This window comes from Paenirhodobacter sp. YD-8, from assembly GCF_056590935.1.
This window is the reverse complement of record NZ_CM152649.1, coordinates 1,603,887-1,630,003: the sequence shown is the minus strand read 5'-3', so window position 1 is coordinate 1,630,003 and position 26,117 is coordinate 1,603,887. Positions and strand designations below refer to the sequence as shown.

Annotated in this window: 21 protein-coding genes; 5 read left to right on the top strand and 16 right to left on the bottom strand. The window is 68.5% G+C overall.

What is annotated here, in order from left to right; genetic code table 11:
- Positions 1 to 13 precede the first annotated feature (13 nt).
- The 3 genes from AC0QTQ_RS07985 to AC0QTQ_RS07975 are packed head-to-tail and all read right to left on the bottom strand — an operon-like array spanning position 14 to position 3,119.
- Positions 14 to 1,192, bottom strand: a complete 1,179-nt coding sequence (locus AC0QTQ_RS07985) for a DegT/DnrJ/EryC1/StrS family aminotransferase (RefSeq protein WP_480259002.1) — start codon at positions 1,190 to 1,192, stop codon at positions 14 to 16.
- Positions 1,193 to 1,199: 7 nt separating this feature from the next.
- Positions 1,200 to 2,441, bottom strand: a complete 1,242-nt coding sequence (locus AC0QTQ_RS07980) for an MFS transporter (protein ID WP_480259001.1) — start codon at positions 2,439 to 2,441, stop codon at positions 1,200 to 1,202.
- Positions 2,442 to 2,453: 12 nt separating this feature from the next.
- Positions 2,454 to 3,119, bottom strand: a complete 666-nt coding sequence (locus tag AC0QTQ_RS07975) for an HAD-IA family hydrolase (protein WP_480259000.1) — start codon at positions 3,117 to 3,119, stop codon at positions 2,454 to 2,456.
- A gap of 106 nt (positions 3,120 to 3,225) precedes the next feature.
- On the opposite strand from AC0QTQ_RS07975, the gene glmU reads away from it, so the two are divergent.
- Genes glmU through AC0QTQ_RS07960 form a run of 3 tightly spaced genes read left to right on the top strand, consistent with a single transcriptional unit; the run spans position 3,226 to position 7,223 of the window.
- Complete coding sequence (glmU, locus tag AC0QTQ_RS07970; protein ID WP_480258999.1) at positions 3,226 to 4,572, top strand: bifunctional UDP-N-acetylglucosamine diphosphorylase/glucosamine-1-phosphate N-acetyltransferase GlmU; 1,347 nt, start codon at positions 3,226 to 3,228, stop codon at positions 4,570 to 4,572.
- Complete coding sequence (gene glmS / locus AC0QTQ_RS07965; protein WP_480258998.1) at positions 4,573 to 6,387, top strand: glutamine--fructose-6-phosphate transaminase (isomerizing); 1,815 nt, start codon at positions 4,573 to 4,575, stop codon at positions 6,385 to 6,387.
- Positions 6,387 to 7,223, top strand: coding sequence for a DNA alkylation repair protein (locus tag AC0QTQ_RS07960; RefSeq protein WP_480258997.1), 837 nt, complete (start codon positions 6,387 to 6,389; stop codon positions 7,221 to 7,223). The genes glmS and AC0QTQ_RS07960 overlap by 1 nt, the downstream gene beginning before the upstream one ends.
- A 3-nt stretch (positions 7,224 to 7,226) precedes the next feature.
- On the opposite strand, the gene AC0QTQ_RS07955 is transcribed toward AC0QTQ_RS07960, so the two are convergent.
- Both AC0QTQ_RS07955 and AC0QTQ_RS07950 read right to left on the bottom strand, forming a co-directional pair.
- Positions 7,227 to 8,000: a gamma-glutamyl-gamma-aminobutyrate hydrolase family protein gene (locus tag AC0QTQ_RS07955; RefSeq protein WP_480258996.1), complete on the bottom strand. Its 774-nt coding sequence runs from the start codon at positions 7,998 to 8,000 to the stop codon at positions 7,227 to 7,229.
- A 184-nt stretch (positions 8,001 to 8,184) separates the two neighbouring features.
- Entirely contained in the window at positions 8,185 to 10,341 is a 2,157-nt protein-coding gene (locus tag AC0QTQ_RS07950) for a malate synthase G (RefSeq protein ID WP_480258995.1), read from the bottom strand.
- Between the two features lie 230 nt (positions 10,342 to 10,571).
- Here AC0QTQ_RS07950 and pepN point away from each other — a divergent pair, with 230 nt between their 5' ends.
- Complete coding sequence (pepN, locus tag AC0QTQ_RS07945) at positions 10,572 to 13,118, top strand: aminopeptidase N (RefSeq protein WP_480258994.1); 2,547 nt, start codon at positions 10,572 to 10,574, stop codon at positions 13,116 to 13,118.
- Between the two features lie 125 nt (positions 13,119 to 13,243).
- Here pepN and AC0QTQ_RS07940 read toward each other — a convergent pair whose 3' ends face one another.
- From AC0QTQ_RS07940 to argS, 6 genes are read right to left on the bottom strand one after another with little or no spacing between them, the layout of a single operon-like run.
- The gene (locus AC0QTQ_RS07940; RefSeq protein WP_121531319.1) at positions 13,244 to 13,453 is read right to left on the bottom strand and encodes a hypothetical protein; all 210 of its coding nucleotides are present in this window, start codon (positions 13,451 to 13,453) and stop codon (positions 13,244 to 13,246) included.
- Positions 13,454 to 13,457: 4 nt separating this feature from the next.
- Positions 13,458 to 14,090: an SMC-Scp complex subunit ScpB gene (gene scpB, locus AC0QTQ_RS07935; protein WP_480258993.1), complete on the bottom strand. Its 633-nt coding sequence runs from the start codon at positions 14,088 to 14,090 to the stop codon at positions 13,458 to 13,460.
- Complete coding sequence (locus AC0QTQ_RS07930) at positions 14,087 to 14,887, bottom strand: segregation and condensation protein A (RefSeq protein ID WP_121531323.1); 801 nt, start codon at positions 14,885 to 14,887, stop codon at positions 14,087 to 14,089. Before AC0QTQ_RS07930 ends, scpB begins: the two co-directional genes overlap by 4 nt.
- Positions 14,880 to 15,884, bottom strand: coding sequence for a beta-N-acetylhexosaminidase (gene nagZ, locus AC0QTQ_RS07925; RefSeq protein ID WP_480258992.1), 1,005 nt, complete (start codon positions 15,882 to 15,884; stop codon positions 14,880 to 14,882). The genes AC0QTQ_RS07930 and nagZ overlap by 8 nt, the downstream gene beginning before the upstream one ends.
- Entirely contained in the window at positions 15,884 to 16,921 is a 1,038-nt protein-coding gene (locus tag AC0QTQ_RS07920) for an SPOR domain-containing protein (protein WP_480258991.1), read from the bottom strand. Before AC0QTQ_RS07920 ends, nagZ begins: the two co-directional genes overlap by 1 nt.
- Before the next feature lie 54 nt (positions 16,922 to 16,975).
- On the bottom strand, positions 16,976 to 18,721 hold the full coding sequence (argS, locus tag AC0QTQ_RS07915; RefSeq protein ID WP_480258990.1) for an arginine--tRNA ligase: 1,746 nt from the start codon (positions 18,719 to 18,721) through the stop codon (positions 16,976 to 16,978).
- 229 nt (positions 18,722 to 18,950) lie between these two features.
- Here argS and AC0QTQ_RS07910 point away from each other — a divergent pair, with 229 nt between their 5' ends.
- Positions 18,951 to 20,492, top strand: coding sequence for a DEAD/DEAH box helicase (locus AC0QTQ_RS07910; RefSeq protein ID WP_480258989.1), 1,542 nt, complete (start codon positions 18,951 to 18,953; stop codon positions 20,490 to 20,492).
- Between the two features lie 241 nt (positions 20,493 to 20,733).
- On the opposite strand, the gene AC0QTQ_RS07905 is transcribed toward AC0QTQ_RS07910, so the two are convergent.
- From AC0QTQ_RS07905 to nuoN, 5 genes are all read right to left on the bottom strand, one after another.
- Positions 20,734 to 21,000, bottom strand: coding sequence for a hypothetical protein (locus AC0QTQ_RS07905; RefSeq protein ID WP_480258988.1), 267 nt, complete (start codon positions 20,998 to 21,000; stop codon positions 20,734 to 20,736).
- Between the two features lie 458 nt (positions 21,001 to 21,458).
- Positions 21,459 to 23,084 carry a ribonuclease J gene (locus AC0QTQ_RS07900; protein ID WP_128147240.1) on the bottom strand — a complete coding sequence of 542 codons (1,626 nt, stop codon included), beginning with the start codon at positions 23,082 to 23,084 and terminating at the stop codon, positions 21,459 to 21,461.
- Between the two features lie 47 nt (positions 23,085 to 23,131).
- Positions 23,132 to 23,908, bottom strand: a complete 777-nt coding sequence (locus AC0QTQ_RS07895) for a type III pantothenate kinase (RefSeq protein WP_121531335.1) — start codon at positions 23,906 to 23,908, stop codon at positions 23,132 to 23,134.
- A gap of 10 nt (positions 23,909 to 23,918) precedes the next feature.
- Positions 23,919 to 24,680, bottom strand: a complete 762-nt coding sequence (locus tag AC0QTQ_RS07890) for a biotin--[acetyl-CoA-carboxylase] ligase (RefSeq protein ID WP_281272450.1) — start codon at positions 24,678 to 24,680, stop codon at positions 23,919 to 23,921.
- Positions 24,670 to 26,109 carry an NADH-quinone oxidoreductase subunit NuoN gene (gene nuoN / locus AC0QTQ_RS07885; protein WP_121531339.1) on the bottom strand — a complete coding sequence of 480 codons (1,440 nt, stop codon included), beginning with the start codon at positions 26,107 to 26,109 and terminating at the stop codon, positions 24,670 to 24,672. The genes AC0QTQ_RS07890 and nuoN overlap by 11 nt, the downstream gene beginning before the upstream one ends.
- Positions 26,110 to 26,117 lie beyond the last annotated feature (8 nt).

Sequence of the window (26,117 nt, the reverse complement as noted above, 5' to 3'; positions counted from 1 at the left end):
CCTTGCCCCGGCCTCAGCGCGGCACTTCCTGCGCGATGATGCGCGCGATCTGGGCCACATTGGCCTCGGCGAAGGTCAGCGGCAGGCGCAGGTCAAGCAGCGCCGCCACCACCCGGTCGGTGCGCGGCAGGCTTTGCACCGGGGCGTATTTCCAGCTGTCATAGCGCGAGGTGAAGCCGGTGGGCTCGGCCGGGCCGAACCATTTCAGCTCGACCCCGCGTGCGGCGAGCCGCGCGACGAGGGCGGCGATGCGCTCGGAGCCGTGGCCCGGCAGCAGGAACTGGAAGGACGAGCCGACATAGGCCTCGGCCTGCGGACGGGCGACGAGGCGCAGCCCCGCGACGCCCGCAAGCCCCGCCTCCATCACCCGGTAGAGCGCATTCCAGCGTGCGACCCGCTCGGGCAGGGTCGGGATCTGCGGGCGCAGCACCGCGGCGCGCAGATTGTCCATCCGCCCCGAGACATTCGGCGTGTCGTATTTCAGCCCCTCGAAATGCGCGGCGGGCGGCGCGGCGCGGTGGCGCGGGTAGAGCATGTAGCTCCCCGACAGGAGGATCATCCGCGCCATCAGGTCGGGATCGTCCGAGACGATCAGCCCGCCCTCGCCCGAGTTCATGTGCTTGTAGGTCTGGGTGGAATAGCAGCCGATGGCGCCGTGGCGCCCGGACGGCATCCCCGCCCAGGAAGCCCCCATCGTATGGGCGCAATCCTCGATCACGGTCAGGTCGTGGGCGCGGGCGATCTCCATCAGCCGGTCCATGTCGCAGATATGGCCGCGCATGTGGCTGAGCATCAAGACCCGCGCCTGATCCGCCTTGACCACGAGATCGTCGAGGTCGATCACCAGATCCTCGGTCACCTCGACGAAGACCGGCACCGCGCCAAGCGAGGCGATCGCCCCCGGCACCGGGGCCAGGGTGAAGCCGTTCGTCAACACCGTGTCGCCGGGTCTCACCCCCACCGCGCGCAGCGCGCAGCCAAGCGCATAGCCACCCGAGGCCACCGCCAGGCAGTATTTCGACCCGATCGCCGCGGCGAATTCCTCTTCGAGGAGGGCGGCCTCGCCCGCCTCGCCGGGCACGGTGTTGTAGCGGTGCAGCCGCCCCGTGCGCAGCACTGCGACCGCCGCCTCGATCGCCGCCTCGGGGATCGGCTCCTGCTGGGTGAAGTTTCCGGTGAAGATCTCGTCCATGTCCGCCTCAGATCCTGTGGCGTCGCATCAGCCCCGCGAACAACCCGAGCGGCACGACAAGCACCGCCGCCGCGGTGAAGAAGGCCGCGTCCGGGCTGCGCCAGGGCGCGGCGCCCGACAGGAAATAGCCGAAGATCCAGGTGAAGAACAGCGTGCCCAGCAGCATCGCGAGGCTCATCAGCGCCGAGATGCCGCCCTGCAACGCGCCCTGCGCGTCCTCGGGCACGGCGCGCGACATCAGCGCGCTCATCATCGGATGCACGAAGCCCTCGGGCGCATGCAGCAGCAGCAGCACCAGCACCATGGCGAGCCCGGTCGAGAGCCCGTAGCCCAGGCAGACGACCGCCGCGACGAACAGGCCGAAGAGCGCCACCCGCGCCTCGCCCCAGCGTGCGACCGCGGGGCCGACGAGCGTCGCCTGCGCGAGCGCCATCACGCCGCCGAAGCCCGCAAGACTGATGCCCACGGTGAATTCGGACCAGCCGAATTTCGCGATCCCCCAGAACGACCAGATCGCCGGATAGACCGCCGAGCCGAAAAAATAGAGGAAGACCACCGCCGCCATCGGCAAGACGCCACGGTAGCGCGCGAAGACGGTCAGCACACCGAGCGGGTTCGCCTCGCGCCAGACGAAGGCGCGGCGCTTCTCGGGCGCGAGGGTCTCGGGCAGCGCGATCAGGCCGAAGACGAAATTCGCCAGCGCCAGCCCCGCCGCCACCCAGAACGGCACCCGCGTGCCGAGCGTGCCGAGCATGCCGCCCAGCCCCGGCCCGAGCACGAAGCCCAGCCCGAAGGCCGCCCCCATCAGGCCGAAGACGCGGGCGCGGTTCTCGGGTGTCGAGACATCGGCAAGGCAGGCATTGGCGATCACGAAGGAGGCACCGCAGCCGCCGGCGATGATCCGCCCGACGAACAGCCAGCCGAGGCTGGGCGCCAGCGCATGCAGCACATAGTCAAGCCCGAGCCCGCCCACGGCCAGAAGCAGAAGCGGCCGCCGCCCGATCCGGTCGGAGAGCGCGCCGAGCATCGGCGCCAGCAGGAACTGGGCGAGCGAATAGACGGCAAACAGCGCCCCACCGATGGTGGCGGCATCGCCCAGCCCGATATGGCCGACCTCCTCGATCAGCCGCGGCATGACCGGCAGGATCAGGCCGAGACCGACCATGTCGATGAAGACCACGGCAAGGGCGAAGAGGGTGGCACGACGGGCGGCGGCGGGGGCCGGCGCAGAGGTGGAAACGGCGGTCATCGGAAAACTCGTTCAGACTATCAAACGCGCGCTGAGCGCAGGAAGATCGCGGTAATAGTCAAGGAGCGCCTCGGGCGCAAGCCGGGCGATCCCCGTCCCCTCGGGGCCGAAGGTGACCAGCACGCAGGGCACCCCCGCGGCGCGCGCGGTCTCGCGGTCAGTCGCGGTGTCGCCGACAAGCAGCGACCGCGCCACGCTGCCCCCGGCGCCAGCGACGGCCGCGGCATAGGGCGCGGGGTCGGGCTTGCGCACCGGCAGCGTATCGGCGCCGATCAGCGCATCGAAGAGCCCCGCAATCCCCAGATCGGCGACAAGCCGCCGGGCCAGCCCCTCGGGCTTGTTGGTGCAGATCGCGGTGGCGAACCCCGCGCTGCGCAGCGCCTCGACCGCCTCGGCGGCGCCCGGGTAAAGGCGGGTGCTTTCGCAGATATTCGCGCCGTAATGGGCCAGAAGCGGCGCATAATCGGCCTCGGTCAGGGCCTCGGCCTCGGGGTGGCCGATCCGGCCATAGCCAAGCCGCAGCATCGCCCGCCCGCCGTGAAAGGCGGTCAGCGCATCGGCGCCCGGATCGAGCAGATCGCCCAGCCCGCGGGCGCGAAAGCAGGCATTCGCCGCGGCGATCAGGTCGGCCGAGGTGTCGGCCAGCGTGCCGTCGAGATCGAAAACCACCGTGCGCATTCCAGCCTCCTTCTCGTAACACCGCGAAAGAGAGCGTGAAGAGCACGGACTTGCGGCGGGGCAAGCTATGGGTAAAACGGGGACGAGCAGAAGAAAAGGCACTCTCATGGCCATTGCGCTGATCGTTCTCGCCGCGGGACAGGGCACCCGCATGAATTCCGACCTGCCGAAGGTGCTGCACCGGCTGGGCGCGGCGCCGCTGGTCGCCCATGCGCTGGCCGCGGGCCGCGCACTCGAACCCGAGCGGGTGATCGTCGTCGCGGGCCATGGCGCCGAGGCGGTGACGAAGGCGGTGGCCAAGCTCGACCCCGAGGCCGAGGTCGTGCTGCAGGAAGAGCAGCTGGGCACCGGCCACGCCGTGGCGCAGGCCCTGCCCGCGCTGGCAGGCTTCGAGGGCCGGGTGATCGTGCTTTACGGCGACACCCCCTTCATCCGCCCCGAGACGCTCGAGGCGCTGGCCGCGAGCCCCGCCGATGTCACCGTGCTGGGCTTCGAGGCGGCCGATCCCGGGCGCTATGGCCGGCTGGTGGCGCAGGGTGCGACGCTCGAGCGGATCGTCGAGTTCAAGGACGCGACCGAGGCCGAACGGGCGATCACCCTGTGCAACTCGGGGGTTCTCGCCTGTGACGCCGCGGTGCTGGCCCGCCTTGTCGCGGGGCTCGGCAATGACAATGCGGCGGGCGAATACTACCTGACCGATGTCGTCGCCGCGGCGCGTGCCGAGGGGCTTTCGGCCGAGGTCGTGACCTGCCCCGAGGCCGAGACGCTGGGCATCAACACCCGCGCCGAACTCGCGCGCGCCGAGGCGCTCTTCCAGGCCCGGATGCGCGCCGAGGCGCAGGAAAACGGCGTCACCATGAGTGATCCGGCGACGGTCTGGTTCGCGCTTGATACCTATATCGGCCGCGACGTGGTGCTGGGCCCGAACATCGTCTTCGGCCCCGGCGTCACCATCGAGAGCGGCGCCACGATCGAGGCCTTCTGCCATCTCGAGGGCTGCCACATCTCGCGCGGCGCCACCATCGGCCCCTTCGCGCGGCTGCGCCCCGGCGCGGAACTGGCCGAGGATGTGCATGTCGGCAACTTCGTCGAGGTGAAGAACTCGATCCTCGGCGAGGGGGTGAAGGTCGGCCACCTGACCTATCTGGGCGACGCCGACATCGGCGAGGGCACCAACATCGGCGCGGGCACCGTGACCTGCAATTACGACGGCGTGTTCAAGCACCGCACCACCATTGGCGCGAATGTCTTCATCGGCTCCGACACGATGCTGGTCGCCCCGGTGACGGTGGGTGACGGCGCCTTGACCGCCTCGGGCTCGGTCATCACCAATGACGTGGCCCCGGGCGCGCTGGCCCTTGGCCGCGCCAAGCAGGTGTCGAAACCGGGCCTTGCGACGAAATTGTTCGAGCGCCTCCGGGCGCAAAAAGCCAGCCTGAAGAAAGGCGCGTAAATGTGCGGGATCATTGGTGTTCTTGGCAGTCACGAAGTGGCGCCGCTGCTGGTGGAAAGCCTCAAGCGGCTGGAATATCGCGGCTATGACTCGGCGGGCATCGCCACGGTGAACGCCGGCCGGCTCGACCGGCGCCGCGCCGTGGGCAAGCTGGTGAACCTCTCCGACCTGCTGGTGCACGAACCGCTCGCGGGCAAGGCCGGCATCGGCCACACCCGCTGGGCGACGCATGGCGCGGCAACGGTGGGCAATGCCCACCCGCACCGCTCAGGCCCGGTTGCGGTGGTCCACAACGGCATCATCGAGAACTTCCGCGACCTGCGCGAGGAAGCCGCCGCCGCCGGCCTGACCGCCGAAACCCAGACCGACACCGAGACCGTCGCGCTCATCACCCGGATGTTCATCGACCGCGGCCTGCCCCCGCGCGAGGCCGCCGTCGCGACGCTGAAGAAGCTCGAGGGCGCCTTCGCGCTGCTGTGGATCTTCGAGGGCGAGGACGACCTGCTGATCGCCGCGCGCAAGGGCTCGCCGCTCGCCATCGGCCATGGCGACGGCGAGATGTTCGTCGGCTCGGACGCGATCGCGCTCGCCCCGCTCACCGACCGCATCACCTATCTGGCCGAGGGCGATTATGCCTTCGTCACTCGCAAGGGCGCCGAGATCTTTGACGCCGAGGGCCGCCGCGCGAACCGCGACGAGACCCGCATCGACCTTGGCGCCACCCGCGTCGAAAAGGGCGGCTACAAGCATTTCATGGCGAAGGAAATCGCCGAACAGCCGGTGGTGCTCGGCGATGCGCTGCGCCACTATCTGGGCGAAAGTGCCGTCAACCTGCCGGAAACGCTCGATTTCACCGGGCTCGACCGGCTGACCCTCGTCGCCTGCGGCACCGCCTTCTATGCCTGCACGGTGGCGAAATACTGGTTCGAGAGCCTCGCCGGCCTGCCCTGCGAGATCGACGTGGCGTCCGAGTTCCGCTATCGCGAGCCGCCGCTGCCGGAAAACAGCTTCGCCGTCTTCGTCAGCCAGTCGGGCGAGACCGCCGACACCCTCGCCGCGCTGCGCTATTGCGCCGAGAAGGTGCGCAAGACCGTCGCCGTGGTGAATGTCGCCACCTCCTCGATCGCGCGCGAATGCGATGTGGCGCTGCCGATCCTGGCCGGCGTCGAAGTGGGCGTCGCCTCGACCAAGGCCTTCACCTGTCAGCTGCTGGTGCTGGCGGTGATGGCGCTGAAGGCGGGCGTCGACCGCGGTCGGATCGGGCCCGAGGCGCTGGCCGCGCATCTGGAGGCGCTGCGGTCGCTGCCCGGTCTGATGAACGCCGCACTGGCGACCTCCGAGCCGATCGTGAAGCTCGCCGAGCGGCTGGCCGAGGCGCAGGACATCCTGTTCCTCGGTCGCGGCCCGATGTTCCCGCTGGCCCTCGAAGGCGCGCTGAAGCTCAAGGAAATCAGCTATATCCACGCCGAGGGCTATGCCTCGGGCGAGCTCAAGCACGGCCCGATCGCGCTCATCGACCGGATGGTGCCGGTGATCGTGATGGCGCCGCATGACCGGCTCTTCGACAAGACCGTGTCGAACATGCAGGAGGTGATGGCGCGCCACGGCATGGTGCTGCTGATCTCGGATGCGAAGGGCATCGCCGAGGCGGCCGAGGGCACCTGGGCGACGCTGAAGATGCCCGCCGTGGCCGAGCCCTTCGCGCCGATCCTCTATGCGCTGCCGGCGCAGCTGCTGGCCTATCACACCGCCATCGCCAAGGGCACGGATGTCGACCAGCCGCGCAACCTGGCGAAATCCGTGACGGTGGAGTGATGGGGCGCAGCCGCAAGCCGAAACTGATCCGTCAGGGGCCCGAGCGCGAGATGACCGCCGAGGAGGCGCAGCTTGCCGCCGAGGCTGCGGCCTATGCCGCCTCGGACGCCGCCTATGAGCAATACGCCGAGCCGGAGGCGGCCGAAGACCTCGGCCCGCCGCCCGGTGTCGCGGATGCGATCGCGGCACTCGAGGCCTGCGGCGATGCCAGCCGCGCAGAGGGCGCCGCGGCCTATCACAAGGCGGAGCGCCGCTATCTGGGCGTGCCGGTGCCGCTGATCGAGGATTGCGCGCGGCTGTGGCGGGCGCAGGCGACACTCGACGAACGCCTCGCCCTCGCCCAGGGGCTGTGGGACAGCAACATCCACGAGGCGATGATCGCCGCGGCGAAGCTGCTGACCCAGGCCCGGATGCGCCCAGACGAGGCCGCCTGGGAGATGATCGCCGGCTGGGCCGAGGGGTTCGACGCCTGGGCGGTGGCCGACACCGCCTGCGCCGCGGGGGCGCGTCGCGTGATCGCCGATCCCGCCCGGCTCGACCGGGTCGAGAGCTGGATCGACAGCCCCAACATGTGGACCCGCCGCGCGGCGCTGGTCATCACCCTGCCCTTCACCAAGTCGAACCACCCCACCGCCGAAGAGGCCGCAATCCGCGACCGGGTGCAGGGCTGGGCTGTGCGGCTGGCGCCCGAGCGCGACTGGTTCATCCAGAAGGCAATCGGCTGGTGGCTGCGGGAACTCGCGAAACACGACGCGCCCTGCGTGCGCGCCTGGCTCGCGGCGCAGGGCGACATGCTCAAGCCCTTCGCACGCAAGGAAGCGGCGAGATACCTCTAGGGCTCAGGCGACCTTCGTCGCCTGCCCCTTGCCCGCCGCCCATTCCCGCACCGCATCGCCGAAGGCAGTGAAGAGCGGGCGCGAGACCGGATCGGCCTCGGCGTTCCATTCGGGATGCCATTGCACCGCCAGGGTGAAGCCCGGCGCATCGCGCACCCAGATCGCCTCGGGCGTGCCATCCTCGGCCCGCCCTTCGATCACCACCCGCGGCCCCGGTTCGGCAATGCCCTGCCCGTGCAGGGTGTTGGTCATCACCTCGCTCGCACCGAACAGCCGCGCAAACCGCCCGCCCGGTGTCAGCTCCACCCTGTGGCGCAGCGCAAAGGCCTCCTCGAGCGTGCCCTCGGGCGGCATCCGGTGGTTCATCCGCCCGGGCAGCTCGCGGATCTCGGGATAGAGCGTGCCGCCCAAGGCGACGTTCACCTCCTGAAAGCCGCGACAGATACCCAGGAACGGTTGGCCGCGCTCGACGCAGGCGCGCACCAGCGGCAGGGTGATCGCATCGCGGGCGCGGTCGAAGGTGCCGTGCTTCTCGGTCGCCTCCTCGCCATATTCGTTCGGGTGCACATTCGGTCTCCCGCCGGTGAGCAGGAATCCGTCACAGACCTCGAGCAGCTCCTCGACCGACAGATAGGCCGGGTCGGCCGGGATCAGCAGCGGGATGCACTGTGCCACATGGCTCACCGCGCAGGAGTTCATCTGCCCGCCTTCGTGCACGGGATAGCGCCCGTTGAGCAGGCCGCGATTGCCGATGATGCCGACAACTGGTCTCGTCATGATGAAACTCCCTTCGCGGAAAAAGCTAGTCGGTCCCGCCGCGCCGGAAAAGACGCATCACCGCGCAGGGGCTGTGCATCCGGGAAATCCGCCCCGTTGCCGGGCAAAAACCGGCCCCCTGCTTTCTCCTTGCCCGAAATACCTCGGGGGCGAGGGGGCAGCGCCCCCTCTCCCTCCGTGGGGCTCAGCCGCCCGCCTTCACCTGGGCGCGGCGCGCGTGCAGCACCGGCTCGGTATAGCCCGAGGGCTGCACCGAACCGAGGAAGACGAGATCGCAGGCCGCCTGGAAGGCCAGCCCGTCATAGCCCGGCGCCATCGGCCGATAGGCCGGATCGCCGGCGTTCTGCCGGTCGACCACCGCCGCCATCTTGCGCAGCGCCTCCATCACCCGGCCCTCGCTGACCACGCCATGGTGCAGCCAGTTCGCCAGCGCCTGGCTGGAGATCCGGCAGGTGGCGCGGTCTTCCATCAGGCCGACGTCATGGATGTCGGGCACTTTCGAGCAGCCCACCCCCTGATCGACCCAGCGCACGACATAGCCAAGGATGCCCTGCGCGTTGTTCTCGATCTCGTCGGTGATCTCAGCCTCGGAATAGTTCCGCCCGGCGGCCAGCGGGATCGTCAGAAGATCCTCGAGCCGGCCGGGCCGGTTCATCTCCGCAATCTCGCGCTGGCGCGCCATTACGTCGATGCGGTGGTAATGCGTCGCGTGCAGCGTCGCGGCAGTGGGCGACGGCACCCAGGCGCAATTCGCGCCGGCGCTCGGATGACCGATCTTCTGCGCCAGCATGTCGGCCATCTTGTCGGGCGCCGCCCACATCCCCTTGCCGATCTGCGCCTTGCCCGCGAGCCCGCAGCGCAGGCCGATATCGACATTGCGGTCCTCATAGGCCTGGATCCAGGGCTGAGACTTCATCTCGCCCTTCCTCAGCATCGGCCCCGCCTCCATCGAGGTGTGGATCTCGTCGCCGGTGCGGTCGAGGAAGCCGGTGTTGATGAAGGCCACCCGATGCGTCGCGGCGCGGATGCATTCCTTGAGGTTGACCGAGGTGCGCCGCTCCTCGTCCATGATGCCGAGCTTGACGGTGTGACGCGGCAGGCCCAGCACCGTCTCGACCCGGTCGAAGATCTCGGCGGCGAAGGCCACTTCCTCGGGCCCGTGCATCTTCGGCTTCACCACATAGACCGAGCCGGTGACCGAGTTGCGCGCCCCCGTCTCCTTCTTCAGGTCGTGCATCGCGCACAGAACCGTCACCATCGCGTCCATCAGCCCCTCGAAGGCCTCGGTGCCGTCACGGGTCAGGATCGCGGGGGTGGTCATCAGGTGGCCCACGTTGCGCACCAGCATCAGCGCCCGGCCCTTCAGCGTGAAATCGATGCCGTCCGGGTCGACGAAGCTCAGATCCGGGTTCAGCGCCCGGGTGAAGGTGGCAGCCCCCTTCGTCACCTCCTCGGCCAGCGTGCCCTGCATCAGGCCCAGCCAGTTCGCATAGGCGAGCACCTTGTCCTCGGCATCGACGCAGGCGACCGAATCCTCGCAATCCATGATCGAGGAAATCGCCGCCTCCATCCGCACGTCGCAGATGCCGGCGGGATCGGTCTTGCCGATCGGGTGGGCGGGGTCGATGTCGACGATGACATGCAGCCCGTTGTGCTTGAGCACCACCGAGACCGGCGCGCCCGCCTCGCCGGCAAAGCCCGTGAATTGCGCCGGGTCGCGCAGACCGGTCTCTTCCGAGGTTTCGGCAAACAGCCCGCCATCCTCGACCCAGAGCCGCGTGACCGCGGCCCAGCTGCCGGCGACCAGCGGGAAGCTCTGGTCGAGGAAGTCCTTCGCCCAGGCGATCACCTGCGCGCCGCGCGCCGGATCATAGCCCTTGGCGACCGGCGCCGCGCCGAGCGCATCGGTGCCGTAAAGCGCATCGTAAAGCGAGCCCCAGCGCGCATTCGCCGCGTTCAGCGCATAGCGCGCATTGGTGATCGGCACGACCAGCTGCGGGCCGCAGATGCTGGCGAATTCCGGATCGGTCGCCGCGGTCTCGATGGCGAAATCCTCGCCCTCGGGCACGATATAGCCGATTTCCTCGAGGAAGGCGCGATAGGCCACCGCGTCATGGCCCTTGCCACGGTGGTGCAGATGCCAGTCATCGATCTTCGACTGGATCGCCTCGCGCTTGTCCAGAAGCGCACGGTTCTTCGGGCCGAGTTTGTGCAGCAGCGCCGAGAAGCCCGCCCAGAACCGCGCCGGATCGATCCCGGTGCCGGGCAGCGCCCGTTCCTCGACGAAGGCGGCCAGCTCCGCCGCCACCTGCAACCCTTCGCGTTCCACCCGTGCCGTCATTCTGGCCTCCTTCTTTGCGCGTCACCTTTTGCCACGCCCCGCCCCCCTGTCCAGCGAAAATGCCGTGACCTCCGCGCTTCCGCGAGGTCCGGCCGATCCCCCTGCACAGGCTCGGCCGGATCGTGCCGGATTGCCGGGCAGCGCGGCAACCGCCCGCCCCGCCGCCCGCCCCCTTGCCCCTGCCGGCCCCGGGGCCTAGCTTTGGCGCCAATTGCGGAGGCAGACTTTCCATGGACGGCACCACCTATCTTTCCGACTATCGCCCCTATCCCTTCACCCTGAGCACGGTCTCGCTGACCTTCCGGCTGGCGCCGCGTGCGACGCGGGTCACGGCGCGGCTGGCGCTGGCCCCGCGCGCGGCGGGGGCGCCGCTGCATCTCGACGGCGAGGAGCTGAAGCTGATCTCGCTCGCGCTCGACGGGGCGGCGCTCGCGCCCGCCGATTACCTTCTCACCGAGACCGGCCTGACCATCCACCCCGCCGCCCTGCCTGAAGGCCCCTTCACCCTCGAGACCGAGGTCGAGATCGCGCCCGAGGCGAACACCGCGCTCGAAGGGCTCTACATGTCGAAGGGCATGTATTGCACCCAATGTGAGGCCGAGGGGTTCCGCAAGATCACCTTCTACCCCGACCGCCCCGACGTGATGGCGCGCTTCCACGTCCGGATCGAGGGGGATGCGCCGGTGCTTCTGTCGAACGGCAACCCGGTCGGCGCGGGAAAGGGCTGGGCCGAGTGGGATGACCCCTGGCCGAAGCCCGCCTATCTTTTCGCCCTCGTCGCGGGCGAGCTGGTGGCGACGCATGGCACCTTCACCACGATGTCGGGGCGCAAGGCCGATCTGAACGTCTGGGTCCGCCCGGGCGACGAAGACCGCACCGACTATGCGCTTGGCGCGATCCAGCGCTCGATGAAATGGGACGAGGAGGCGTTCGGCCGCGAATACGACCTCGACGTCTTCAACCTTGTCGCGGTCGATGACTTCAACATGGGCGCGATGGAGAACAAGGGGCTGAACATCTTCAACTCCAAGCTCGTCCTCGCCTCGCCCGAGACCGCGACCGACCTCGATTACGAGCGCATCGAGGGGGTGATCGGCCACGAGTATTTCCACAACTGGACCGGCGACCGCATCACCTGCCGCGACTGGTTCCAGCTGTGCCTGAAGGAAGGGCTGACCGTCTTCCGCGACCAGTCCTTCACCTCGGACATGCGGCTTGGCGCGGTGAAGCGGATCGAGGACGTGATCGCGCTGCGCGCGCGCCAGTTCCGCGAGGATGCCGGCCCCCTCGCCCATCCGCCGCGCCCCGATCATTACCGCGAGATCAACAACTTCTACACCTCGACCGTCTATGAAAAGGGCGCCGAGGTGGTGCGGATGCTGCAGACTCTGCTGGGGCCTGACGGGTTCCGCGCGGCGATGGATCTCTATTTCGAGCGCCACGACGGCCAGGCCTGCACCATCGAGGACTGGATCAAGGTGTTCGAGGATGCCTCGGGCCGCGATCTGGGCCAGTTCAAGCGCTGGTACACCGACGCCGGCACGCCGCATCTGACGGTGACCGAGACCTTCGAGAACGGCACCTACACGCTCGAGTTCACGCAGGACACGAAGCCGACCCCGGGTCAGGCCGAGAAACCGCCGCGGCTGATCCCGATTGCCGTCGGGCTGATCGGCCCGAATGGCGACGAGGTGGTGCCGACCCGCGTGCTCGAGATGACCGAGGCGCGGCAGAGCTTTGCCTTCGAGGGGCTCGGGGCGAAGCCGGTGCCCTCGATCCTGCGCGGCTTCTCGGCGCCCGTCGTGCTGGAGCGCCAGACCTCGGCCGCCGAGCAGGCCTTCCTGCTCGCAAACGACACCGACCCGTTCAACCGCTGGGAGGCCGGTCGCAGCCTGGCGCGCGAGACGCTGATCGCGATGACCACGGGTGCGGCGCCCGATGTCGAATATCTCGACGCCGTGGGCGGGCTGATCGCCGACGAGGCCGCCGACCCGGCCTTCCGCGCCCTCGTGCTGCGCCTGCCCACAGAGGACGAGATCGCCCAGGCGATCGCGGCGTCCGGCAAGGTCGCCGACCCCGACGCGATCCATGCCGCGCGCGAGGCGCTGATGCAGGCGCTGGCGGCGCGTCACGAGGCGACGCTTGCCGCGACCTTCGACGCCTGCGCCCTGCCCGGCGCCTACCGGCCCGAGGCAGCCGATGCCGGGCGGCGGTCGCTGCGCCTGGCCTGTCTGGCGCTCTTGGGCACACTCGATGGCGGCGCGCGGGCGGCGGCGCTCTTCGATAACGCCACCAACATGACCGAGAGCCTTGGCGCGCTTGGCCTTCTGGTGGCGCAGGGCAAGGGCGAGGCGGCGCTTGCCACCTTCCGCGCCCGCTGGCAGGAGAATGCGCTGGTGATGGACAAGTGGTTCACCACCCAGCTCGCGCTCTGCCCGCCCGCCGAGACCGCCGACCGCGCGGCGCGGCTGGCCGAGGACCCGCTCTTCACCTGGAAGAACCCGAACCGCTTCCGCGCGCTGATGGGCGGGCTGTCGGCCAACCACGCGGGCTTCCACCGCGCCGATGGCGCGGGCTATCGCTTCTATGCCGACTGGCTGATCCGGCTCGATCCGGTGAACCCGCAGACCGCGGCGCGGATGTCGACCGCCTTCGAGACCCGCGCGCGCTATGACGCGGGGCGGCAGGCGAAGATCCGCGCCGAGCTCGAACGGATCGCGGCGGTCGAGGGGCTGAGCCGGGATCTGAGCGAGATGACGGCGCGGTTACTGGGCTAAACGAGAAAGGGGGGCGCATTCGACGCGAATGCGTCTCATCCTCTTTTGCGCTGCGCGCAAAATTCACCCCCGGGATATTTGGGGCAATTGGAAGCCGGGGGCCGGGGCTTTTCCGGGCCCTGGGCTCAGCGGATGCGGCGGGTGATGCGCGCGGCCTGACGGGCACGCTTGACCGCGGCGCGCATGTCCTGCGCCGCCTTGCGCTCGGCCGGCGTCATCCGGGCCGCGGGCTTGCCCTTGCCGGCGGCAAGCTGGGTGCCCTTGCGGATGCCGAAATTCATCAGCTTCTGCATCACCATCCGGATCACCATGTTGATCAGCTGGTTCATGTTCATCGCGTCACTCCTCCTCGAAGAGTTCGGTCTGGCCGGTGATTTCCTCGTCTTCCTCATCGGTGCCCGGCATCGGCCGGCTGTCAAGCAGCCCGGCCGCGCGCAGCTCCTTCAGCCCGGGCAGGTCGCGCGCGCTTTCGAGGCCGAAATGGTCGAGGAAGGTCTCGGTCACCACGAAGGTCACCGGCCGCCCCGGGCTCATCCGGCGCCGGCCGAAGCGGATCCAGTCGAGTTCCAGAAGCTGGTCGATGGTGCCGCGCGACACCGCCACGCCGCGGATTTCCTCGATCTCGGCGCGGGTGACGGGCTGGTGATAGGCGACGATGGCGAGGGTCTCGATCGCGGCGCGGCTGAGCTTCTTCTGCTCGACCGTCTCCTTCTGCATCAGGAAGCCGAGGTCGGGCGCGGTGCGGAAGGCCCAGGCGTCGCCGACCTTCACCACGCGCACCCCCCGCCCCTCGTAGCGGCGGCGCAGATAGGCGAGCGCCTCGGCCGCGTCGCAGCCATGCGGCATCCGCGCCTCCATCTCGCGCAGGGTCACGGGGTCGGGCGCGGCGAAGAGGATCGCCTCGACCATCCGTTCCTGCTCGGCGATCGGCGGCGCCTCGAACAGCGATTTCTCCTGCGGTGTCCCGGTCATCCCTGCCTCGGCGTGGTTCTTGCGCGGATCGAGATCGGCGCGAAGGTCTCTCGTTGACGGATCTCGATCCGGCCCTGTTTCGCCAGCTCGAGCGAGGCCGCGAAGGTGGCGGCGGCGGCGGTGCGGCGCCGCTTCGGGTCAAGCTGCCATCCCTCGGGCAGATAGTGCATGAGGTCGGTCCAGTCCACCACCTCGCCAAGGATCGGGCGCAGCCGCTCGAGCGCCTGCTCCATCGTCATCAGGTCCTTGCGGTCGAAGGCATAGGGGCGGAACTCGTCGCGGGTGCGGATCCGGGCATAGGCCTGCATCAGCTCGAGAAGCGAGGCGGTATAGGTCACGCGTCGCACCCGCTCGACGCTTTCCTCCTCGCCGCGGGCGAAGAAGTCGCGACCGAGCTGATCGCGCGCCATCAGCTTCGCCGCCGCCTCGCGCATCGCCGAGAGGCGTTCGAGCTGGAAGGCGAGGTGCGCGGCAAGATCCTCGGCCGAGGGGCCGTCGGCCGTCGGGTCGGGCGGCAGCAGCAGGCGCGATTTCAGGAAGGCGAGCCAGGCCGCCATCACCAGATAATCGGCCGCAAGCTCGATCCGCAGCGCCTTCGCCTCCTCGACGAAGCGCAGGTATTGCTCGGCCAGCTGCAAGACCGAGATCCTGCGCAGATCGACCTTTTGCGTGCGCGAAAGCATCAAGAGAAGGTCGAGCGGCCCTTCGAAGCCGTCGACATCGACGATCAGCGCCTCGGCGGCCAGCCGCTCGGAAACGCTCGTCGCCTCGAACAGGTGGATCGGATCCTCAGCCATGTGCCGTGCCGCCCAGCAAAGCCTCAAGCTCGGCTTCAAGGGCGCGGATGTCAACGGGCTCGGGCGGCAGGCGCCGGGCGAGCGCCGCCGCGGCGCGGGCGGCGGCGGCGGGCGACAGCCGGCCGGCGGCGGCAACCGCGGGTTCCATCCCGGCCCGGTCGCCCTTGCAGTGCAGCACGAGGTCACAACCCGCCGCGATCGAGGCGGCGGCACGCTCGCCCATGCTGCCCGCCAGCGCCTCCATGCCGATGTCGTCGGTCATCAGGAGGCCGTCGAAACCGATCTCGTCGCGAATGAGCCCGATCATCCGCGGCGATTGCGTCGCCGGGGCGTCGTCGAGGGCGGTGAAGCGGATATGGGCGGTCATCCCCATCGGCAGGTCGGCGAGCGCCCGGAAAGGCGCGAAATCGGTCTCGGCCAGCTCGGCCGCAGGGGCGTCGACCACCGGCAGATGCAGGTGACTGTCCGCCTCGGCCCGGCCATGGCCCGGCATGTGCTTCATCACCGGCAGCACACCGCCGGCAAGGAACCCCTCGGCGGTCGCGCGGGCATTGGCGATCACCGTCGCGGGGTCGGAGCCGAAGCAGCGGTTGCGCAGGAACGGGTGCGTGCGCGGGCCGGCGATATCGCAGGTCGGCGCGCAATTCGCGTCGATGCCAAGCGCGCGCAGCTCGTCCGCCATGATCCGCGCCCGCAGCCAGAAGCTGCGCGGGGCCGCGGCACCGGCGGCAAGGGCCTGATCGAGCGGCGGCAACCATTCGCGCCAGTGCGGCGCGCGCAGCCGCTGCACCCGCCCGCCCTCCTGGTCGATCAGGATCGGCGCCTCGCGGCCGACAGCGGCGCGCAGATCGCCGGTCAGGCGGCGGATCTGCTCGGGCGTCTCGACGTTGCGGCCGAAGAGGATGAAGCCCCACGGGTCCGCCTCGCGGAAGAAGGCGGCCTCGTCGCGGTCAAGCTGCGCGCCGGCGCAGCCAAGGATCGTCGCCCCGCTCGCCATCAGCGCGCCAGCGTCGGGATGCAGTTCGCACCCTCGGCCACGAGGGCCGCACAGAAGCGGCGCGCCTCGTCGACATTGCCGAAGCCCGCGACGCGCAGGCGCCAGAAATCGCGCCCGCCGGAGGTCGCCTTCTGCACGATGCGCTGCTTGCCATCCAGAAGCGGGTCGAAGCGGGCGGCGATGCGGTCCCATTCCTTGCGCGCGATCTCGGGGCTGTCGAAGGCGCCGATCTGCACCACGCGCGTGCCCTCGGCAAGCTTCGCCGGGTCGACCTCGGTCACCGCCCGGGGCTTCGCCGTCGGGCGGTTGCCCGAGGCGTCAGTCGCCACCGCACTGGCGACAAGATCCTTCGCCGGGCGCTTCATCGGCCGCGGCGACCGGGCGACGCCGGGCACCGTCTGCGGGATCACCGCACTGGCGGCGGGGGCCGGTGCGGCGGCGGGCTTGGCGGCAGGCGGGATCGCGGCAGCGGGCGCGGCGACACCCGCGACGATATCCGCTTCCGCAGCCTCGGCGGCCGGATCGGGCACCGCCTCGGCATCGATCGCGACGGCGCTGCCCTCGGGCAGCTCGGCCACCGGCGCGGCGGCCGGCACCGGCTCTTCCGGCGCGGCGGCACGCGCCGGCCGCGTCACATCGGGCAGCGGGCGCAGCGCCGACATCGGGCCGTCGTCATCGGTCAGACGCTCCGGATCGGGGGCAAGCACCACGCGCTCGGGCGCGGGCGCGGCAAGGCCGGTGCCCGCGACCTCGTTGACCGACAGACCGACATGGCGGGCCAGATCGCCGCCCGGATCCTCGGGCGCGATGCGGGCGGGGCCTTCGAGCGCCCGGATCACCGGCACCCCCGAGACATCGCGCACCGCCAGCCTGTAGCCCCAGACCACGACCCCGAGGATCAGCGCGATCGAGGTCGCGGCACCGGCATATTGCACCCAGCGGGAGACCGGCTCGGCAATGCCATGCGGGGCGCCGGGCTCGTGCCCGCCGCCCTCATAGCCATATCCGCCGCTGTCGCGGTCGTAATTGCTTGCCATGCTCGCCTCGCCGCCGGTTTACCCGGCATGTTGCCTCTCCCGGCGCGGCGCGCTTCAGCGCATCTCTTCCGCCGGGGTCACGCCAAGAATACCAAGACCGGCCGAAATGACAACGGCACAGGCCCGGGCAAGGGCGATTTTCGCCGATGTGGCGGCGGCGTCGCCCTCCTGCACGAAGCGCAACGAGGTCTCGTCATTGCCGCGATTCCACAGCGCATGCAGGTCCGAGGCGATCTCGTAGAGGTAGAAGGCGATGCGGTGCGGCTCGTTCGCGCGCGCCGCGATCTCGACCAGACGCGGCCATTCGGCGATCTTCTTCGCCAGCACCAGCTCCGCCTCGTGGGTGTTACCCGAGAGGTCCGCCGCAGCCAGCGCCGCATCCGAGACGTCAAAGCCCAGCTCGCGCGCCTTGCGCAGCACCGAGGAGACCCGGGCATGGGCATATTGCACGTAGAAGACCGGGTTATCCTTCGACTGCTCGAGCACCTTGTCGAAGTCGAAATCGAGCGCCGCGTCGTTCTTGCGGGTCAGCATGTGGAAGCGGGTGACGTCGGCGCCGGCCTGTTCGACCACGTCGCGCAGGGTGACGAAGGTGCCCGCGCGCTTCGACATCTTGAAGGGCTCGCCGTTCTTGAACAGCTTCACCAGCTGGATCAGCTTGATGTCGAGCGAGACCTTGTTCTCGCTCAGCGCCGCGACCGCCGCTTTCATCCGCTTCACATAGCCGCCGTGGTCGGCGCCGAAGACGTCGATCAGCTGCTCGAAGCCGCGCTCGATCTTCGTCCAGTGATAGGCGATGTCGGGGGCGAAATAGGTCCAGCTGCCATCCGACTTCTTCACCGGCCGGTCGACGTCATCGCCGAACTGGGTGGAACGGAAGAGGGTCTGCTCGCGCTCTTCCCAATCCTCGGGCAGCTTGCCCTTCGGCGGTTCGAGCACGCCCTCGTAGATCAGCCCGAGATCCTCGAGCCGCTTCAGCGCGCCCTCGATCTTGCCGGTGCCGTAAAGCGCCTTTTCCGAAGAATAGACATCCATCTTCACGTTCAGAAGCGCCAGATCCTCGCGGATCATCGCCATCATCTCGGCGGTGGCGAATTCGCGCACATCGGCGAGCCAGACCTCCTCGGGCTTGTTCAGCAGGCTGTCGCCATACTTGGCCTTCAGCGCCTCGCCGACCGGGATCAGGTAATCGCCCGGATAAAGCCCCTCGCGGATCTCGGGCTCGAGCCCGTTCGCCTCGCGGTAGCGCTCGAAGGCCGAGCGCGCGAGCACGTTCACCTGCGCGCCGCCGTCGTTGATGTAATATTCGCGCGTCACGTCATAGCCCGCGAAGGCCAGCAGCGCCGCGAGCGCATCGCCGAAGACCGCGCCGCGGGTATGGCCCACATGCATCGGCCCGGTCGGGTTCGCCGAGACGAATTCGACGTTGACCTTGATCCCCTGCCCGAGGTCCGAACGGCCATAGGCGGTGCCCTCGGCCAGAACGGCCCGCGTGACATCGGCCCAGACGGCGGGCGCGAGACGCAGGTTCAGGAAGCCCGGCCCGGCGACCTCGGCCGCCGTCACCCGCGGATCGGCAGCCAGTTTCGCGGCCAGCGCATCGGCGATCTCGCGCGGCTTCTTGCCTGCGGCCTTTGCCAGCACCATCGCGGCGTTCGTCGCCATGTCGCCATGCGCGGCATCTCGCGGCGGCTCCACCGTCACGGCAGCGAAGTCGAGCCCTTCGGGCAGCGTGCCCTCGGCGGTCATCTGGTCCAGCGCGGCGATCACGCCCGCGCGCATCTCGGCAAACAGGTTCATTTTCAGGTTTCCTCTGTTGCCTCTTCCCCTGCCAGAGCCCGCGCGCGCCGTCAACCGCCGCCCCCGCAGCCCCACCCCGCAAAGAACGCATTTTTCGTGCAGTTTGTTGACCTTTCCCGCGCTTTGCAGTAGGGGGTTTTTCAGCCGCACCCCGGCGGCTCTCGCCCGGGACGCCCGGAGATTTGCGTCCCCCCCCACCGCGTGAAGCGATCACGCCGCAAGGACGCAAATGACGAAGTTTTCTGAACTGAACCTTGATCCCAATGTGCTGAAGGCCGTCGCAGAGGCGGGCTACGAGGCGCCGACGCCGATTCAGGAGGGGGCGATCCCTCCCGCGCTCGAGGGCAAGGACGTGCTGGGCATCGCCCAGACCGGCACGGGCAAGACCGCCTCCTTCACCCTGCCGATGCTCACCCGCCTCGCCACCGGCCGCGCCCGCGCCCGGATGCCGCGCTCGCTGGTGCTGGCGCCGACGCGCGAACTGGCGGCGCAGGTGGCCGAGAACTTCGACCTTTACGCGAAATACACCAAGCTGACGAAGGCGCTGTTGATCGGCGGCGTGTCCTTCGCCGAGCAGGACAAGCTCATCGACCGCGGCGTCGACGTGCTGATCGCCACGCCCGGCCGTCTGCTCGACCATTTCGAGCGCGGCAAGCTGCTGCTCACCGGCGTGCAGATCATGGTCGTCGACGAGGCCGACCGGATGCTCGACATGGGCTTCATCCCCGACATCGAGCGGATCTTCCAGCTCACCCCCTTCACCCGGCAGACGCTGTTCTTCTCGGCCACCATGGCGCCCGAGATCGAGCGCATCACCAACACCTTCCTGCACGCGCCCGCCCGCGTCGAGGTGGCGCGCCAGGCGACGACCTCGGAAACCATCACGCAGAAGCTGGTCGAGATCACCCCGCCACGCAAGGACCAGACCGCCAAGGCCAAGCGCGAGCTCTTGCGCGCGCTGATCGAGGGCGAGGGCGAGGCCTGCACCAACGCGATCATCTTCTGCAACCGCAAGTCGGATGTGGACATCGTCGCGAAGTCGCTGAAATCGCACGGTTTCGATGCCGCGCCGATCCACGGCGATCTTGAGCAGAGCGTGCGCATGAAGACGCTTGACGCCTTCCGCGATGGCAAGCTGCAGCTGCTCGTCGCCTCTGACGTCGCCGCGCGCGGGCTCGACATCCCGGCGGTCAGCCACGTCTTCAACTATGACCTGCCGAGCCATGCCGAGGATTACGTCCACCGCATCGGCCGCACCGGCCGCGCCGGCCGTCTGGGCACCGCCTATTCGATCGCGACGCCGTCGGACGAGAAGTACCTGTCGCAGATCCAGGCGCTGGTGAAGATGGACATCCCGCGCGCCGAGGTGCCCGAGGGCTTCACGCTGAGCGATGCCGCGCATCGCGAGCCGAAGGTCTACGAGGAAAAGGACGGCCGGTCCTCGGCCCGCGGCGGCTCGCGGTCGCGCAGCCGCTCGCGCTCGCGCGATCGCGACCGTGACGAGGCCCGCCCCGTCGCCGTCGCCGCCGCCGAGCCGGTGGTCGAGGCCGTCGTCGAGGCCCCGGTGGCCGAGGCGCCGAAGCGCGAGGAGCGTCGGGAAGAGCGTCGCGACGACCGCCGCGAGCGGGACCGTTCGCGCCCGCGCGACCGCGACACCGGGCCCGTCGTCGTCGGCATGGGCGATCACGTCCCCGACTTCCTGCTGCGCCCCTTCCGCCCCTCGAAACCGGCGACGGTGACCGAGGAGGTCGAGGAAACCTCGGAAGGCTGATCCCTTCCCGCTATCGGAAACGCAAAACCCCGGGCCATCGCCCGGGGTTTCGCATTTGAGAATGTCCGCTTATCCCGGGTGTCTTGACCGACAGAACTGTCACCTGTTGGCGAGGGGCAGCTCAGCGGACGAAGTGGACGGTCGCGCGGGCCCCACTGGCAGGCTGCCAAACGCCATCGAACGCCGGATTTCGCCGAGCTGATCGCCCCTTGGTTCTGGTGGCCTTCCCCTAGGCTCCCTATCAATCCGCAGCGTTTTTTTCGCAGCCGGGGCATTCGTCACCGTACTCGTCCAGCACATCCTGCAAGCGCCGCCTCACTCTGGCCTCGCTGTCACCAGAATCCCGCACCCCTGCCGCAACTGCATCGTCAAAAGCGGCGCTATCCATTTCGTCGGTGAGATACCCATGGTCCTCACATTCGGCCAGTGCGCCTGCATCAAGCAGGAGTTGGACAGCCCACGCACGTTCCGCCTCAGTTTCCTCAAGCAACCTCTTCAATCCGCTCATTCCAGCCTCCAAGGAAGATCTGAAGCCAGTCTAGCTAGAACATGTCCCCATTGCTATCATACAGAACTGCCCTCTTCATCTACCGTTACGAGAAGCCCCCATGCCAGACAGAATGATCGTACAGAAAGAGACCATCCGCACACCCGATGGGCGGGGAGTGACCTACTTCGATATCTATGATGTTGTGATGATCGAAGGCGCGAGCATTATCATAAGCGATCCGACGCTAGTTTTAAGACCTGCGAAGAAGCAGAAGCATTCATTGCCCAGCATGGCTAAAAGCTTGGTAATGCATGCCAAGGAGCGTAGCGGACTCAAAGCCGCCACTCGGGCGGGGTACCAAGAGGGATCACCATGCTCGGAGCGGGAGATGCGCTCCGAGCCATGGCCCCTCCGGTCGCCCTGAAGCGGCCGGAAGGACAGATTTCATAAAGCGAGATGGGGCGAATCCCCCCGCCTCACTCCGCCATCAGACGCGAGACGACGACCGTCACCTCGGGCTTCTTGCCGATCTCTTCCATCGTCACCTGACGCACGATGCGGCGCAGCGCCTCGTCCATCTTGTCGTCGCTCGCCACCACCTTGGCCGAGGCGCGTTCGAGGAATTCGGCCAGCTCGTCCTCCAGCCGCTCGACCAGATCGGCGCCGTTGCGGCCGGTTTCCGACAGGCCCATCAGCTCGACCCAGGCATCGCCGAGCGGGGCGTCGTCCTCGTCGACGATCACGGTGATCAGCACATGGCCGTTCAGCGCCATCCGGATCCGGTCGCGGATCACCCCGTCCATCGCGCCGATCAGCACCGACCCGTCCAGATAGATCCGCCCGGTCTCGATATATTCGACCACCTTCGGCGCCGGGCCGGTCAGGTCGATCATCATGCCGTTCGTCGCCACTTCCGAGGCGATCCCCTTCGCCGTGCCGAGCTTCGCATGTTCGCGCAGGTGGCGGTGCTCGCCGTGCATCGGGATCAGGATCTGCGGCCGCAGCAGGTCATGCACCGCCTCGAGATCGGGGCGGTTCGCATGGCCCGAGACGTGATAGCGGCCGTCGTGATCCTCGATCACGTCGACGCCCATCTCGGAGAAGGCGTTGATGATGCGGATCACGCCGCGCTCGTTGCCCGGGATCACGCGCGACGAGAACAGGAAGCTGTCGCCCGATTTCATCTCGAGGCCCAGATACTTGCCGCGGCTGAGCTGTGCCGTCGCCGCGCGCCGCTCGCCCTGGCTGCCGGTGACGATCAGCATCAGGTTGTCGCGCCCGACCTCGACCGCATCCTCGGCAGAGATCGTGCCGGGCATGCCGATCAGCACGCCGGTTTCCTCGGCCGCGCTGACCATCCGCTTCATCGCGCGGCCGAGCAGGCAGACCGAGCGCCCCGCGGCCTTGCCGGCCTCTGCGAGCGTCTTCAGACGCGCCACGTTCGAGGCGAAGGTGGTGGCGACGACCATCCCCTTCTGCGCCGCGATCATCTCGCGCAGCGGCTCGACCAGCGTCGCCTCGGACCGGCCCGGCGAGGGCGAGAAGACGTTGGTCGAATCGCAGACCAGCACCTTCACCCCCTGCCCCTCATGCGCGATCTCGTGCCAGACCATCGGATCGAAGGGTTCGCCGACGACGGGCGAGCCGTCGAGCTTGAAGTCGCCGGTGTGCACGATCCGCCCCGCGGGCGTGTCGATGATGAGCGCCGAGCTTTCCGGGATCGAATGGCTCAGCGGCACGAACTGCACCTTGAAGGGGCCGGCCTCGATCACCTGCGGGCGCGGCTCGACGACCTTCAGCACGTCGCTCGGCAGCCCCGCCTCTTCCATCTTCAGCGCGCCGATGCGGGCGGTGAACTTGCGCGCATACATCGTCTTCTTCAGCCGCGGCCACAGGTGCGGCAGCGCGCCGATGTGGTCCTCGTGCGCATGGGTGATGAAGATCGCCTCGATCCGCGCCGCGTTCTGCTCGAGCCAGGCGCTGTCGGCCATGATCACATCCACCCCCGGGGTGCTGTCCATGTCCGGGAAGGTCACGCCGAGGTCGATGACGATCAGCCGCTCCTTCCCCTCGGGCCCGTAGCCGTAGACATAGGTGTTCATGCCGATTTCGCCGGCACCACCGATGGGAAGATAGATCAGACGGTCACTCACGCGCCAAGCCCCTTGTTGTAATCGTTGATGAGCCGCAGCCCGTGCATGGTAAGGTCATCCTCGACCTTGTCAAAGAGATCGAAGCCCTGATCGAAGAGCGAGGCAAGACCGCCGGTGGCGATCACCCGCATCGGACGATCGCGCTCGGCCCGGATCTGCCGCACGATGCCCTCGACAAGGCCGATATAGCCCCAGTAGATGCCCGACTGGATACAGGCAACCGTGTTCGTGCCGATCACCCGCTCGGGGTGGGTGATGTCGACATGCGGCAGCGCCGCGGCCGCCATGTGCAGCGCCTCGAGGCTGAGGTTCACACCGGGCGCGATCACCCCGCCGATATAGGCGCCGTCGTCATCGACCACGTCGAAGGTGGTCGCGGTGCCGAAATCGACGACGACCAGATTGCCGCCGTGCCGGTCATAACCCGCGACGGTGTTCACCAGCCGGTCGGGCCCGACCGTGGTGCCGAGATCGACGCGCGGCGCCACCGGCAGCTCGCAGCCCGGCTTGCCGACGACGAGCGGACGACAGTCGTAATAGCGGTTGCACAGCACGCGCAGGTTGAACACCACCCGCGGCACGGTCGAGGAGATGATCGCCTCGGTCACCTTGCCGTCGATGTCGTGCAGCTTCTTCAGCGTGTTGAGCCAGACGAAATATTCGTCGGCGGTGCGGCGGTGATCGGTGGCGATGCGCCAGGTCGAGACGAAGCTCTCGCCGTCCCAGATCGAGAACACCGTATTCGTGTTGCCGCAGTCTATGCAGAGAAGCATCACTCCCCCCTCAGAAGAAAATCTCGGCGGCGGAAATCGCCATCCGCCCGCCCGCCGTGTGCAGGATCATCGCGCCGGTCTCGTCGATCGTCTCGAAGACGCCCTCATGCGTCTCGGTTCCGGTGCGCGCCACAAGCCGCTCGCCAAGACGCGCGGCGCGGGCGAGCCAGGCGGCGCGGATCGGCGCGAAGCCCTGGGTCGCGAATTGCCGCGCCAGCCGGTCGAAGGCCACGGCCAGATGGGTCAGGAATTCCTCGGGCGAGATCACCAGGCCGGTTTCGGCGCGCAGGCTCACCGGCGCCATCGCACCGGCCTCGAGCGTGCCCGGATCGGGTGCCTCGGCCAGGTTCACGCCGATGCCGATGGCAAGCTGGCTGATCCGGCCGCCCTGCCCCAGGCTTTCAAGCAGGATCCCCGCGATCTTGCCGCCATTCAGCAGCACATCGTTCGGCCATTTGATCGTCAGCCGCGCATGCGGCCCGGCGACGCGCGACAGCGCCTCCTCGAGCGCGAGCGCCGCGACGAAGGAGTAAAGCGCCGCCTGCTGCGGGCTCACCTGCGGATGAAAGACATAGGTGGCGGCGAAATTGCCCGCGGGCATCCGCCAGGGCCGGCCGCGCCGGCCGCGGCCGCCGGTCTGGTCAAGGGCCAGAATCCACGCAGGCCCCGCAAGATGCGGGGCCAGCCGGGCCGCTTCGGACATGGTGCTGTCCACCCGGCCGAGGACGTGGCGCGCCACGCCCTCAGGCCATTCGGTGCGATCAGTGGACAAGTGCCGCTGCCGCCGCCTGCGCGGCGCCCTCGAGACCGAAGAGGTTCATCGCCCCCGCGACCATCACCAGCGCCGAGGCCATCAGCAGCACCCATTGCACCGCCGGCATCCGGCTGTCGAGCGCCTCGGTCTCGGTGCCGAAGTACATGTAGTAGACGATGCGCAGGTAGTAGAAGGCCGCGATCACCGACGCGACGACGCCCAGCACCGCAACCCAGGTATAGCCCGCGAAGAGCGCCGCCTTGATCACCGCGAACTTGGCGAAGAAGCCGAGCATCGGCGGCACACCGGCCAGCGAGAAGAACAGCACCAGCAGCGCCAGCGCCTTCAGCGGCTCGGCCTTCGACAGCATGTTGAGCGCCGAGATGTCGGTCACCGGCTGGCCGTCGCGCTCCATCGCCAGGATGAAGGAGAAGACGCCGACGTTCATCGCGATGTAGATCGACATGTAGATCAGCGTCGCACTGACACCCGCCTCGGTCCCGGCGAGAACGCCCATCAGCGCAAAGCCCATGTGGGTGATCGAGGAATAGGCCATCAGGCGCTTGATGTTCTTCTGCCCGATCCCGGCGACGGCGCCGAGGAACATCGAGGCCACGGCGACGATCGCGAGCACCTGGCCCCAGTCGCTCGGCACATGGCCGAAGGCGTCATAAACAAGCCGCGCGATCAGCGCCATCGCGGCCATCTTCGGCGCGGTGGCGAAGAAGGCGGTGACCGGGGTCGGCGAGCCTTCGTAGACGTCGGGCGTCCACATGTGGAACGGCACCGCCGAGACCTTGAAGGCGAGACCCGCGATCATGAACACCATGCCGAACAGCACGCCGAGCGGCAGGTGACCGGCCTCGACCACCGAGATGATGCCGGCGAAGTTCGTGGTGCCGGCAAAGCCGTAGGTCAGCGAGGCGCCATAGAGCAGCAGACCCGAGCTGAGCGAGCCCAGCACGAAGTATTTCAGACCGGCTTCCGACGAGCGCTCGGAGTCGCGACGCAGCGCGGCGACGACATAGAGCGACAGCGACATCAGCTCGAGGCCGAGATAGAGCGACATCAGGTCGCCCGCCGAGACCATCATCATCATGCCGATGGTGGCCAGCACGACGAGGATCGGGAACTCGAAGCGCAGCAGGCCGCGGCGCACGAGGTAATCGGCGCTCATCGCGAGGATGGCAGCAGCCGAGAACAGGATCGCGACCTTCGAGAAGCGCGCGAAGGGATCGTCGATGAAGAGCCCGCCGAAGGCGTCACGCGCCCCCGAGCCGCTGACCCCGATCCAGAACCCGAAGACCAGCATCACCGCGACGGTGGCCCACAGGATCGCCGGGCCGGTCTTGTCCTTGCCGGTCCAGACGCCGAAGAGCAGCGCCGCCATCGCATAGACGGCCAGCAGGAACTCCGGCAGGACCGTGGAGAAATCCGCAGAAGTCATCGTTTTTT